The following is an 11,432-nucleotide window of genomic DNA, read 5'->3' as shown; positions in this document are numbered from 1 at the left end:
TCGCTGCTGACGGCGCGGCTGGCGCGACCGGCCATCGCCTCGGGCGCAGTCGCGGGGGATCTGAGCGGGTTCGTGCGGCTGGAACCGCGCATCGACACCGCACTGGCGGCGGAACAACTGGCGCGGGTTGGACTGCCCGCAGACTATGTGCGTTGGATCTCGGTCAATGAAGCGCGCGCGCGCACCGGTCTGCCTGTGGACTCCGGCGGCTGGTTTTACGCGCAGGCGGGTTGGCTGTCGCCGGGGGACTGGTCGCGCTGGCTGCTGGGCCGGGCGGTGTCGGTGGGCTTGGCGCGCTTTCAGGGCGTGACCCAGGTGGCGGCGCTGCGCCGTGGCCCGGACGGTGGCTGGCAGGCGCTGGATGCGCAAGGGCGGGTGCTGGCGCAGGCGCCGGTGGTCGTGCTGGCCACTGCCATGGCCGTGGAGCGGCTGCTGCCAGAGGACGCCGCGCCGGTGCAGCTGCAGGCCGTGCGCGGCCAGACCACGTTGCTGGCGGCCGACACGCCGGCGTTGCGGCCACCGCGTCTGGCGCTGTCGGGGCAAGGCTATGGGCTGACGCTGCCGGATGGCCGGGTGCTCACCGGTGCCACCACCCAGTACGGCGACACGGATCCCCGCGTGCGTGCCACCGACCACACGCACAACCTGGCGCGGGCCGCGCGGCTGGGCGTGTGCGTGTGCGCGACCACCACGGAGGTAGCGGACATGGCGCTGACCGGTCGCGTGGGCTGGCGCGCCACCACGGCCGACCGGCTGCCGCTCATCGGCCCGCCGCTGGACCGCCGCCTCCCCGCCACCGCACCCACCGGAAAACCACGGCCAACCGGGCTGCAACACCAGCCGCGGTGCCATGGCGCGACCAGCGGGCTGTACCTGTTCACCGGTCTGGGCGCGCGGGGCATCACCAGCGCGGCGCTCGGTGCGCAGGTGCTGGCGGCCTGGGTGACGGGGGCGCCGTTCCCGGTGGACACCGCGTTGCGCGATGCGCTCGACCCCGCACGGCAGTGGACGGGCCGGCAAGGCGAAAAAAAAGGCGGCTCCGCAGAGCCGCCTTGTCAAACCAAGGAGTCTTCAGGACCAAGGACTCCATCGGATGGAAAAGCTGACGCAGCGTAAGCACTTTGGCGATTGCAGGACAGCCATCCATCCCCCTCGAATGCAGGTCAACCCCCTCACTCACGGGATGTCCTGCGGTGCGGAACCCGGTAGCTCCACCACCCGCAACTGGCGCGCCATCGCCCGTGTGCGGACCTCGGCGGCCTCGATGGTCTGGCTGGCCTCGTGCAACTTCTGGCGGGTTTTTTCCAGCACATCGCCGAAACGCGCAAATTCGGCCTTCACCCCGCCCAGGATCTTCCACACCTCGGCGCTGCGCTGCTCCAGCGCCAGCGTGCGGAATCCCATCTGCAGGCTGTTGAGCATGGCCAGCAGCGTGGTCGGGCCGGCCAGCGTGACGCGGTGGTCGCGCTGCAGCCGCTCGTTCAGCCCCGGCCGGCGCAGCAGCTCGGCGTACAGGCCCTCGGTCGGCAGGAAGAGCACGGCGAAGTCGGTCGTGTGCGGCGGCGCGAGGTATTTGCCGGCGATGGCGCGGGCCTCGTCGCGCACGCGCTGCTCCAGCGCGCGGGCCGCCTGCTCGGCAGCGGGCTTGTCGGCACGGTCCTGGGCGTCGAGCAGGCGCTCGTAGTCCTCCCGCGGAAACTTCGCGTCGATCGGCAGCCACACCGGCGCCTCGTGTCCGGCCGCACCCCGTCCCGGCAGGCGGATCGCGAACTCCACCCGGTCCTTGCTGCCCGGCACCGTCACCACGTTGGTCGCGTACTGTTCGACCGTGAACACCTGCTCCAGCAAGGCGCCGAGCTGCACCTCGCCCAGCAGCCCGCGTGTCTTGACATTGCCGAGCACGCGCTTGAGATCGCCCACGCCCTGCGCCAGCGTCTGCATCTCGCCCAGACCGCGGTGGACCTGCTCCAGCCGCTCGGCGACCTGCTTGAAGCTCTCGCCGAGGCGGGCTTCCAGCGTGGCATGGAGTTTTTCATCGACGGTGGCGCGCATCTGCTCCAGCTTGCGCTCGTTGTCGGCCTGGAGACTCGCCAGCCGCTGCTCGACGCTGGCCTGCACGGCGTCCAGGCGCTGCTCCATCGACTGCTGCAGCCCGGCGAGGCGGCGGTCGTTGGCCTCGGTGAGCTGGTGCAGGTGCTCGGACTGGGTGCGGCTGGCCTCGCCGGACTGGGTCAGCAGCAGGCGCTGGAACTGGGCCAGTGCCGCGCTCAGCTCCTGGCGGGTGCCGCGGGCGCTGCCCTGGACTTCGCTGCGCAGCTCGCGCTCGATGCGCTCGCTGTGGGCGTGGCCAGCGTCGATGATGGCGTCGGCGGCGGCCTGCAGGCGCTCGGTCTGCGCGGCGGCCTCGGCCAGCGGATCGACGGGATCAGCCACGTCCACCGCTCGCCGCGACACCAGCCACAGCAGCCCGACCGTCTGCAGCAGCACCAGCGCCAGCAGGCCGATCAGGAGGGCGCGCTCCGTCACCCCGGCTCCGCCCCGCTCACCAGCGCCCGGATCGCGTCCGGCAGCGGCACGGATTTCTGGGCGGGAAAGTCCACCCACACCGTCTTGGCCCCGCCAGCGGCGTAGACAACCCCTGGATCGTCGGTGCGGCCCAGGGTGATGTAGGTGTCGAAGCTGCTGCGCCCCGGATTGCAGACGTAGTGGCGCGCCACCACGTCGCCGGGGAACTCCAGTTGCCGGTAGAAGTTGCAGAAGGCGTTGACGATCACCGGCCCGACGCCGCGCGGGTCGGGTGCGCAGCCCATGCGCTCGAACCAGTCGATCCGCACGATCTCCAGGTAGCGGAAGTAGACCGTGTTGTTGACATGGCCCATCGCGTCCATGTCGCCCCAGCGGATGGGCAGCACCAGTTCGTGGGTGAAGCGTTTGTCGTCCGGAATCTCGAAGCGCATGGTCACAGCTCCACGCCGAGCGCCGCCGCAAGTCGGCCGAGTTGTCCGCGCAGCTCCTGCACCTCGGCACGCAGCACGGCCACCTCTTCGGCCAGCCCGGCATCGACCGCACCGGTGACAGCGGCCTCGGCGGACAGGGACTCCAGCCCCGCGTCGCCGCAGAGCAGGTGTGCCCAGCGCGACTCGCGTGCCCCCGGTGCCCGCGGCAGCTTGCGCACGCGGGGCGGCTCCTTGGCGGCCAGCTCGTCGAGGAAGCCTTCGACCGACGAGACATCGGCGAAGCGGTGCAGCCGCTCGCAGTGCAGCCGCAGCTCGGCGGCCGTCTGCGGGCCGCGCAGCACCAGCAGCGTCAGCAGCGCCACCGCCGCGCCCGGCACCCCCAGCACCCGCGCCAGGTTGTGCTCGTAACGCACCACCCGCGTGCCACTGACTTCGTGGACCAGACTCAGCGCCTTCAGCTCCTCGATGGCAGCCAGCACTTCGGCATCGCCCAGCGCCATCACCGGCTCGCGGGCCGTCTTCTGGTTGCAGCCGGCGCACAGCGCGTTGAGCGACAGCGGATAGGAGTCGCGCACCGTCGCCTCCTTTTCCACCAGCACGGCGACGATGCGCGCCTCCAGCGGCGTCAGGTTCCGTCTCATCGGCAGCCTCCTTGCGTTGGCTTCAGAGACCGAAACCGTCGTCGGCCTGGATGATGGCGCCGTTGATGAAGCGGCTTTCCTTGGCGCACAGCATCATCAGCACCGCGTCCAGGTCCTGCGGCGTGCCCAGGCGCTTGCGCGGCAGCATGTTGATCAGCTTCTGGCCGGCGTCGGTTTCCCAGTGGTGGTGGTTGATCTCGGTGTCGATGTAGCCGGGGCAGATGGCGTTGACATTGATGTCGAACTTGCCCCACTCCAGCGCCATCGCCCGCGTCATGTGGATCACCGCCGCCTTGCTCATCGCATACGGCCCGATCTGGCTCAGCACGCGCAGGCCGGCCATCGAGGCGATGTTGACGATGCGGCCACCGGTGTAGGTGCCGGGTGCCGCACCGCGGGCGCGCGCCACCATGCGCTTGCCGACCTCCTGCGCGACGAAGAAGGCACCGCGCACGTTGGTGTCGAACACGAAATCGAAGTCTTCAGGGGTGACATCGACCAGCTTCTGGGTCGTGCTGACGCCGGAGTTGTTGATGAGGATGTCGAGCACGCCGACCTCGGTCTCGGCGTGGGCCACGGCGGACTTGATGCTGTCGATGTCGGTGACATCGAGTTCGACGACATGGGCGTCGCCGTCTGCGGCCTCCAGCTCGGCGCGCAAGGCTTTCAGGCGATCGGTGCGCCGACCCGCCAGCACGACCGCAGCGCCCGCACGCGACAACACCCGCGCGAACTGTGCCCCCAAGCCACTGGAGGCGCCGGTGACAAGGGCCACACGGCCGGACAGATCGATGGGGTAGCTCATGGACGGATTCCTCTTCAGGTGGTGGGCAACGTGGTGGACGACGTTTTCTTCACCTGAAGATAGCACGGCCCCTGCAGGCGGCTTGTCACGCCTGCGCCGTGCTTTCGGCGCTCTTCAGCGCATCGACTGGCGCATGGGCGCCACGGCCGCACGGGTGCGCCGCTGGCGGGTGGACACCGCGCCGCGCTCGTAGCGCACCAGATCGGCCAGCAGGCCATGGACCAGACTTTCGGCGGCCACCCGTTCGCCGACCAGCAGCTCGATTTCCTCGGCATCGGATTCGTCGGTGTCGTAGGAGCGCAGCACGGCATCCTCGCTGCTGGCGGCAATCTGGCCGAACAGATCGGCGTGGCGCGCGAACACCTCCGGATTGGCCAGACGGATGCGGCTGATCACGCGACCCGCCAGCGTCTGCAGCAGCGCATGGGGCGACTGCTCGACACGGCGCGCCAGCACATCGATCAGCACCCGGAGCTGTACCGACGGGTAGTGGGCGAGCAGATCGTCGTCCAGCACGCACGGCAGCTCGGTGCCAAACAGGAGGGCATCGGCCATCGGCACACCGTGGCGCGCTTCGACCATGTTGACAAATTCGGAAACCAGCAGACCCAGCATGACACACCCCGCGTTGACCAGCGACCTTGCGGGTAAACCCCGTCTTCAGGCCGATGTCACCAGCATACGGGGGCTTGAATTGAACAAACCGTAGAAATGTCCTGCTTCTTGCCCTTATCACGCCGCACCCCTCAGGTGCGCGTCCCCCTGCGCACAGGGGCACGGCAGGCTTTCACGGCAACGCACGGTGGCATCACGGCGTCAAAAAAGAACGACCGTTCTTTTTTTGCATGAAGCCCGTTAGAATCTTGTCCGCCCCGCACGCTCCCACCACCTACAAGGACGCCCATGAGCCCCCAGGAGATCCTCGCCCAGTTCGGCCCCCGCGACGCGATGGAGTACGACGTCGTCATCGTCGGCGCCGGCCCCGCCGGACTCGCCGCCGCCATCCGCCTCAAGCAGCGCGCTGCAGAAAAGTCGCAGGAGCTGTCGGTCGTGGTGATCGAGAAAGGCTCGGAGCCTGGCGCGCACATCCTCTCGGGCGCCGTGATGGATCCGATCGCGATGCACGAGCTGTTCCCCGACTGGAAGGAACGCGGCGCCCCGCTGACCCAGCCAGTGACGGCCGACGAGGTGCTGTTCCTGTCCGAGACCGGCGCGACCAAGACCCCTCAGGCGCTCATCCCCGACTGCTTCCACAACCACGGCAACTACGTCATCAGCCTCGGCAGCGTCGTGCGCTGGATGGGCGAGCAGGCGGAAAGCCTGGGCGTCGAGATCTTCCCCGGCTTCTCGGCCGCCGAGGTGCTCTACGACGAGAACGGCAGCGTCAAGGGCATCGCCACCGGCAACCAGGGGGTCGGCAAGGACGGCGAGCCGAGCAACAGCTTCCAGATCGGCATGGAGCTGCACGGCAAGTACACCCTCTTCGCCGAAGGCTCCCGCGGCCACCTCGGCAAGCAGCTCATCGCCAAGTACAAGCTCGACGAGGGCAAAGACCCGCAAAGCTACGCCCTCGGTATCAAGGAACTCTGGGAGATCGACCCGACCAGGCACCAGCCGGGTCTGGTCGTCCACACCGCCGGCTGGCCGATGGCGGCGGACACCTACGGCGGCGGTTTCCTCTACCACCTGGAAGACAACAAGGTCACGCTGGGCTTCGTCACCGGGCTGGACTACCAGAACCCGTGGCTGAGTCCGTTCGAGGAGATGCAGCGGTGGAAGACGCATCCGTCGATCCGCCAGTACCTCGAAGGCGGCAAGCGGCTGGGTTACGGCGCGCGGGCGATCACGGCGGGCGGGCTGCTGAGCCTGCCCAAGACGGTGTTCCCCGGTGGCGCGCTGATTGGCTGTGACGCGGGCTACCTGAACGCCGCCCGCATCAAGGGCAGCCACGCCGCCATCAAGACCGGCATGCTGGCCGCGGACGCCGCATTCGATGCCTTGGCCGCAGGGCGCCAGCAGGACGAGCTGAGCGCCTACCCGACCGCGTTCGAGGCGAGCTGGCTGCATGCCGAACTCGACAAGTCCCGCAACTTCAAGCAGTGGTTCAAGAAGGGGGTCTACGTCGGCTCGCTGATGACGGGCATCGAGCAGTGGCTGCTGCCGAAACTCGGGTTTGCTGCGCCGCCGTGGACGGTCCACCGCGACCAGCCCGACCACGCCCGCCTGCGCCCCGCCAGCGAGTGCGCAAAGATCGAGTATCCGAAGCCGGATGGCATCATCACCTTCGATCGCCTGAGTTCGGTGTTCATCTCCAACACCAACCACGGGGAACACCAGCCTGCACACCTGACGCTCAAGGACGCGCGGGTGCCGGTGGAGATCAATCTCGCACAGTACGCCGGGCCGGAATCGCGCTACTGCCCGGCCGGTGTCTACGAGTTCGTCAAGAACGCCAACGGCAGCGACCGGCTGCAGATCAACGCGCAGAACTGCGTCCACTGCAAGACCTGCGACATCAAGGATCCGACGCAGAACATCGTCTGGGTGACGCCGGAAGGTGGCGGTGGACCGAATTACGCGGGGATGTGAGCCGGTGGAGCGTCAGCGGCGGGGTGGCACCGTCACGCCCGGCAGCGCCTCGAAGCCCGGCCGGCCAAACAGGTAGCCCTGGAACAGCACCACCCCCTCGTCGGCGAGCCAACTGAACTCGTCCACGGTCTCGACACCCTCGGCAATCGCGTCGATGCCCAGGTCGGTGCAGGCGCTCAGGATGGCGCGGACGATGGCCTGTCGCGGCCCGCTGCGCTCGATGCCCCGCAGCAGCGCCATGTCGAGCTTGAGGATGTCGGGCTGGAACTCCGCCAGCAGGTTCAGCCCGCAGTAGCCCGCGCCGAAATCGTCGATGGCCAGCTTCAGCCCCTGCGCCCGGTAGGTCTTGATCAGCCGGGCAAAGCGCGCCACATCATCGATCACCTCCCCTTCCGTGACCTCCAGCACCAGGCGGCTGATGGGCAGACCACCCAGGCTCGCCGCCTCGAACATCGGGGTCAGAACGTCCCGCTGACTGAACAGGCTCTGCGGCAGGAAGTTCAGGTTGAGCTGGGTACGCAGACCCAGCCGGGCCGCCAGCGCGATGGCCACCTCGCGGCCGTGCGCGTCGAAATCGTGCAAGGCACCTTGCGGCACGCCACTCAGCACGCTGTGTGCCGACTCCCCTTCCGGCCCCCGGATCAGCGCCTCGTAAGACACCACCAAACCGCTCGGTGCATGCACGATCGGCTGAAAGGCGAAGGAGAAACGGGGCAGCGAGAACGGCATGGACGCGGTCAACGCAGGTCAGGCCGGACACTGCACACGGCGGTGCCAGCGCCCGGCACTGAACGCCTGCAGCAGCTTCTTGGCGCGGCCCCCATCGATCTGGTCGAGCGTGTGGCCGGCCCCGAAAAAATCGTTCAAGCCCGGTATCTCCGTCCGGTCCACCTCGTCCAGCCGGGCGAACCCCATCGTCCAGGCCGAGAAACTGCGCAGGGCAATCGGCTCGTGGATGATCTCGACGACGCGGTGGTGCCGCGGATCGGTGGCGATGTGGGCATACAGCCGCGCCACCGCGGCCCCCGGTCCTTCCAGCACCTGAAAGAAGTTGCCCCGGTCATGCAGCAGCATGCCGGTCACGCCAAGCGCGGCATTGCGCACCCGCGCGCGGGCCAGCAAGGCCACCAGATCGTCCGCATGCATGTCGCGTGTGGCCGTGCTGGCATAGATGCAATGAACCAGATCAGACATCTTCGGAACCCCCACCGATGGACTGGTATCGACCGGCCACCGGCCGAATTGAGCCGATCGGCGGCCTGCCAGGCGCATGGCTCACCAATTGGGTGGCCGCTTGTCAATGAACGCCTGCACCCCTTCCAGCGCGCTCTCGTCCATCATGTTGCACGCCATCGTCTGCACCGCCGTCTGGTAGGCCGCGTCCACGCCCATCTCCAGTTGCCGGTAGAACAGCGCCTTGCCCAGCGCCACCGCCGCCCGCGGCTTGGCGACAATGCTGGCCACCAGCCGCTCGACCTCGGTGTCCAGCGCGTCCGCCGGCACGACACGGTTCACGAGGCCACGCGCCTGCGCCTCGCCCGCCGACAGGAAATCGCCCGTCACCAGCATCTCGAACGCCGTCTTGCGCCCGACGTTGCGCGACAGCGCCACGCTCGGCGTCGAGCAGAACAGCCCCAGGTTGACGCCACTGACCGCAAAGCGCGCCGTCTCCACCGCCACCGCGAGGTCGCACGTCGCCACGAGCTGGCAGCCGGCCGCCGTCGCCACCCCGTGGACGCGGGCGATCACCGGCACCGGCAGCCGCTGGATCGACAGCATCACCTTGCCGCAGCGCGTGAACAGCTCGCGGTAGTACGCCAGGCTCGGCTCGGCGCGCATCTCCTTCAGGTCATGCCCGGCGCAGTAGGCCCGGCCGGCCGCCGCCAGCACGACACAGCGCACCGTGTCATCGCCGGCCAGCGTGTCCAGCTCGGTTTGCAGCGCCGCGAGCATCGCCTCGGACAGCGAATTGAAGGCACCCGGGCGGTTGAGCGTCAGGGTCACGACACCGCGGGCATCTTGGGTACGCAGCAGCAAAGAATCGTCAGGCAGGGTCATCGGTGTCTCCAGTGGGTCGGTATTTTCTGACAGTGTGCCAAAGCGGCGACAATCGGACCATGTCTGCTCTTCGATTCGTGCGCCGGATCACCCTTTCCGTGCTGCTGTTCACCCCCTTGTGCGCTGCCGTGGCCGCACCGCGCGCGCCCGCTGCCGTGGCCAATCCACCGCCGGGCTATGAAGCGCGGGCCGATGTCGCCACCTTCGTCCAGGACATCGTCCAGCGCCACCCCGAGCTGGATGCGGAAGTCGTCGCCACCACGCTGTCCGAAGCCCGCTACCAGCCCCAGGTCGCCAAGTTCATCCTGCCCGCGGCCAGCCCGGCGGCGAAGAACTGGAGGGTCTACCGCTCGCGTTTCCTCGACACGCTGCGGGTGCGCGAAGGCGTGACGTTCTGGCGCGACAACGAACGCTGGCTGCGGCTGGCGGAGGAACGCTGGGGCGTGCCGGCGCGCGTGATCGTGGCGATCATCGGCGTGGAGACCATCTATGGGCGCCAGACCGGCGGCTTTCGGGCGGTGGACGCGCTGGCCACGCTGGCGTTCGATTTTCCGCGCGGCCGCAGCGACCGCAGCGGGTTCTTCCGCGACGAGCTGGAAGCCCTGTTCGCCCTCGCCGCGCGCGACAGGATCAATCCGCTCAGCCTCAAGGGCTCGTATGCCGGCGCACTCGGGATGCCGCAGTTCATGCCCAGCACCTGGCTGAAGTTCGCCCTCGACTTCGACGGCGATGGCCGCATCGACCTGCACCGCAGCACGCCCGATGTCATCGGCAGCGTGGCCAGTTACCTGGCGGGCCACGGCTGGGTGCGCGACATGCCGACGCACTTCGACGTGCTGCCCCCCAGCGCGGAAGCCGACCGCGACGCGCTGCTCGCCCCCGACATCCTGCCCAGCTTCACCGCCGCCGAGCTGACGGGCCGCGGCGCCATGCTCAGCCCCGCCGGCCAGCAACACCCCGGCAAGCTCGCGCTGGTGGAGCTGCGCAACGGTGTCGAGCCGCCCAGCTTCGTCGCCGGCACCGACAACTTCTGGGTCATCACGCGCTACAACTGGTCCGCCTACTACGCGATGGCCGTGATCGACCTCTCCGAATCCCTGGCCGCGCTCAAGACCGTCGCCGACAACCGCTGATCCGCGACCCCGCGTTTTCCACCACCCATGCTCCAGTTCAAATCCATCACGCTGCGCCGCGGCGTCAAGATCGTTCTCCAGAACGCCAGTTTCACGCTGCAGCCCGGTGAAAAAGCCTCGCTCGTCGGCCGCAACGGCGCCGGCAAATCGTCGCTGTTCTCGCTGCTGACGGGGCGCCTGCAGTCCGACCAGGGCGAGGTCGAGATGCCGCCGCGCTGGGAGATCGCCGAGGTCGCGCAGGACATGCCCGAAACCGAGACCGGCGCCACCGAGTTCGTGCTCGAAGGCGACCGGCCGCTGATGGCCGCCCGCGCCGCGCTGGTCGCCGCCGAAGAAGCCGACGACGGCCACGCCATCGGCGAGGCCCACGCCGTGCTCGGCGAAGTCGGTGCCTTCGATGCCCCGGCGCGGGCGCAGTCGCTGCTGCTGGGCCTGGGGTTCCGCGTCAGCCAGCTTGACGCGCCGGTCAACAGCTTCTCGGGCGGCTGGCGGATGCGGCTGCAACTGGCGCGGGCGCTGATGTGCCCGGGTGACCTGCTGCTGCTGGACGAGCCGACCAACCACCTGGACCTGGACGCGCTGGTGTGGCTCGAAGCCTGGTTGCTGCGCTTCGACGGCACGATGCTGGTCATCAGCCACGACCGCGAGTTCCTCGACGCCGTCACCAAGGTCACGCTGCACCTCGACGAAACCCAGGTCACGCGCTACGGCCAGAACTACAGCGGCTTCGAGCTGATGCGCGCCGAGCGGATGTCGCAGCAGCAGGCGGCGTTCTCCAAGCAGCAGGAGAAGGTCGCCCACCTGCAACGCTTCATCGACCGCTTCAAGGCCAAGGCGAGCAAGGCCAAGCAGGCGCAGAGCCGTGTCAAGGCGCTCGACCGGATGACCAAGCTCGCGCCGATCCTGATGAGCGCCGATTTCGAGTTCGAGTTCCGCGAGCCGCAGAGCCTGCCGAACCCGATGATCGTGCTGGACGACGTGTCGGTCGGCTACGGCGACAACGTCATCGTCTCGAACATCAACAAGTCCGTGCTGCCGGGCCAGCGCATCGGCATCCTCGGGGCGAACGGCCAGGGCAAGTCCACCGTGGTGAAGACGCTCGCCGGGGCGATCCAGCGCATGGGCGGCCACATCCAGGAGGGCAAGGGCCTGTCGATCGGCTACTTCGCGCAGCAGGAACTCGACGTGCTGCGGCTGGAAGAAGGCCCGCTGGAGCACATGGTCCGGCTGGCGCGCGATGTCGGCCCGG

The 11,432-nt window shown here is 68.6% G+C and carries 12 protein-coding genes; 4 read left to right on the top strand and 8 right to left on the bottom strand.

The window, feature by feature from the left end:
* The coding region (gene mnmC1, locus QZW52_RS16210; protein ID WP_294000667.1) for an FAD-dependent 5-carboxymethylaminomethyl-2-thiouridine(34) oxidoreductase MnmC1 at nt 1-1,116 on the top strand (1,116 nt) is incomplete at its 5' end.
* Between the two features lie 60 nt (nt 1,117-1,176).
* Here mnmC1 and QZW52_RS16205 read toward each other — a convergent pair.
* The 5 genes from QZW52_RS16205 to QZW52_RS16185 all read right to left on the bottom strand — a co-directional run bounded on the left by QZW52_RS16205 (nt 1,177) and on the right by QZW52_RS16185 (nt 5,018).
* Complete coding sequence (locus tag QZW52_RS16205; RefSeq protein WP_434738349.1) at nt 1,177-2,526, bottom strand: DNA recombination protein RmuC; 1,350 nt, start codon at nt 2,524-2,526, stop codon at nt 1,177-1,179.
* Nucleotides 2,523-2,957, bottom strand: a complete 435-nt coding sequence (locus QZW52_RS16200) for an acyl-CoA thioesterase (RefSeq protein ID WP_294000665.1) — start codon at nt 2,955-2,957, stop codon at nt 2,523-2,525. Before QZW52_RS16200 ends, QZW52_RS16205 begins: the two co-directional genes overlap by 4 nt.
* Before the next feature lie 2 nt (nt 2,958-2,959).
* Entirely contained in the window at nt 2,960-3,598 is a 639-nt protein-coding gene (locus QZW52_RS16195) for a YceH family protein (RefSeq protein WP_294000663.1), read from the bottom strand.
* A gap of 22 nt (nt 3,599-3,620) precedes the next feature.
* Entirely contained in the window at nt 3,621-4,403 is a 783-nt protein-coding gene (locus QZW52_RS16190; RefSeq protein WP_294000661.1) for an SDR family oxidoreductase, read from the bottom strand.
* Nucleotides 4,404-4,517: 114 nt separating this feature from the next.
* The gene (locus QZW52_RS16185) at nt 4,518-5,018 is read right to left on the bottom strand and encodes a hypothetical protein (protein ID WP_294000659.1); all 501 of its coding nucleotides are present in this window, start codon (nt 5,016-5,018) and stop codon (nt 4,518-4,520) included.
* 288 nt (nt 5,019-5,306) lie between these two features.
* Between QZW52_RS16185 and QZW52_RS16180 the strand changes: the two genes are divergently transcribed.
* Nucleotides 5,307-6,992: an electron transfer flavoprotein-ubiquinone oxidoreductase gene (locus QZW52_RS16180; protein ID WP_294000657.1), complete on the top strand. Its 1,686-nt coding sequence runs from the start codon at nt 5,307-5,309 to the stop codon at nt 6,990-6,992.
* A 12-nt stretch (nt 6,993-7,004) separates the two neighbouring features.
* Here the strand turns inward: QZW52_RS16180 and QZW52_RS16175 are convergent, their stop codons facing one another.
* The 3 genes from QZW52_RS16175 to QZW52_RS16165 all read right to left on the bottom strand — a co-directional run bounded on the left by QZW52_RS16175 (nt 7,005) and on the right by QZW52_RS16165 (nt 9,050).
* Nucleotides 7,005-7,721: an EAL domain-containing protein gene (locus QZW52_RS16175; RefSeq protein WP_294000655.1), complete on the bottom strand. Its 717-nt coding sequence runs from the start codon at nt 7,719-7,721 to the stop codon at nt 7,005-7,007.
* An 18-nt stretch (nt 7,722-7,739) separates the two neighbouring features.
* Entirely contained in the window at nt 7,740-8,186 is a 447-nt protein-coding gene (locus tag QZW52_RS16170) for a BLUF domain-containing protein (RefSeq protein WP_294000654.1), read from the bottom strand.
* 81 nt (nt 8,187-8,267) lie between these two features.
* Complete coding sequence (locus tag QZW52_RS16165) at nt 8,268-9,050, bottom strand: enoyl-CoA hydratase (RefSeq protein WP_294000652.1); 783 nt, start codon at nt 9,048-9,050, stop codon at nt 8,268-8,270.
* Between the two features lie 59 nt (nt 9,051-9,109).
* Between QZW52_RS16165 and mltB the strand changes: the two genes are divergently transcribed.
* Nucleotides 9,110-10,183 (top strand): lytic murein transglycosylase B, encoded by a 1,074-nt coding sequence (gene mltB / locus QZW52_RS16160; protein ID WP_294000651.1) that lies wholly within the window; start codon nt 9,110-9,112, stop codon nt 10,181-10,183.
* A 27-nt stretch (nt 10,184-10,210) separates the two neighbouring features.
* Nucleotides 10,211-11,432: ABC-F family ATP-binding cassette domain-containing protein (locus tag QZW52_RS16155; protein WP_294000649.1), on the top strand; the 1,222-nt coding region annotated here is incomplete at its 3' end.

Origin of the sequence: Sphaerotilus sp., from assembly GCF_013299175.1 — a bacterium.
Lineage (GTDB): Bacteria > Pseudomonadota > Gammaproteobacteria > Burkholderiales > Burkholderiaceae_C > Sphaerotilus.
Note: the sequence above shows the minus strand (reverse complement) of the source record. Positions and strands in the feature narration are given on the sequence as shown.

Excerpts from the sequence above, each read along its gene's own strand:
- QZW52_RS16165 (WP_294000652.1), bottom strand. The coding sequence starts at position 9,050 with ATGACCCTGCCTGACGATTCTTTGCTGCTGCGTACCCAAGATGCCCGC.
- QZW52_RS16195 (WP_294000663.1), bottom strand. The coding sequence starts at position 3,598 with ATGAGACGGAACCTGACGCCGCTGGAGGCGCGCATCGTCGCCGTGCTG.
- QZW52_RS16170 (WP_294000654.1), bottom strand. The coding sequence starts at position 8,186 with ATGTCTGATCTGGTTCATTGCATCTATGCCAGCACGGCCACACGCGAC.
- mltB (WP_294000651.1), top strand. The coding sequence starts at position 9,110 with ATGTCTGCTCTTCGATTCGTGCGCCGGATCACCCTTTCCGTGCTGCTG.
- QZW52_RS16180 (WP_294000657.1), top strand. The coding sequence starts at position 5,307 with ATGAGCCCCCAGGAGATCCTCGCCCAGTTCGGCCCCCGCGACGCGATG.
- QZW52_RS16185 (WP_294000659.1), bottom strand. The coding sequence starts at position 5,018 with ATGCTGGGTCTGCTGGTTTCCGAATTTGTCAACATGGTCGAAGCGCGC.
- QZW52_RS16175 (WP_294000655.1), bottom strand. The coding sequence starts at position 7,721 with ATGCCGTTCTCGCTGCCCCGTTTCTCCTTCGCCTTTCAGCCGATCGTG.
- QZW52_RS16190 (WP_294000661.1), bottom strand. The coding sequence starts at position 4,403 with ATGAGCTACCCCATCGATCTGTCCGGCCGTGTGGCCCTTGTCACCGGC.
- QZW52_RS16200 (WP_294000665.1), bottom strand. The coding sequence starts at position 2,957 with ATGCGCTTCGAGATTCCGGACGACAAACGCTTCACCCACGAACTGGTG.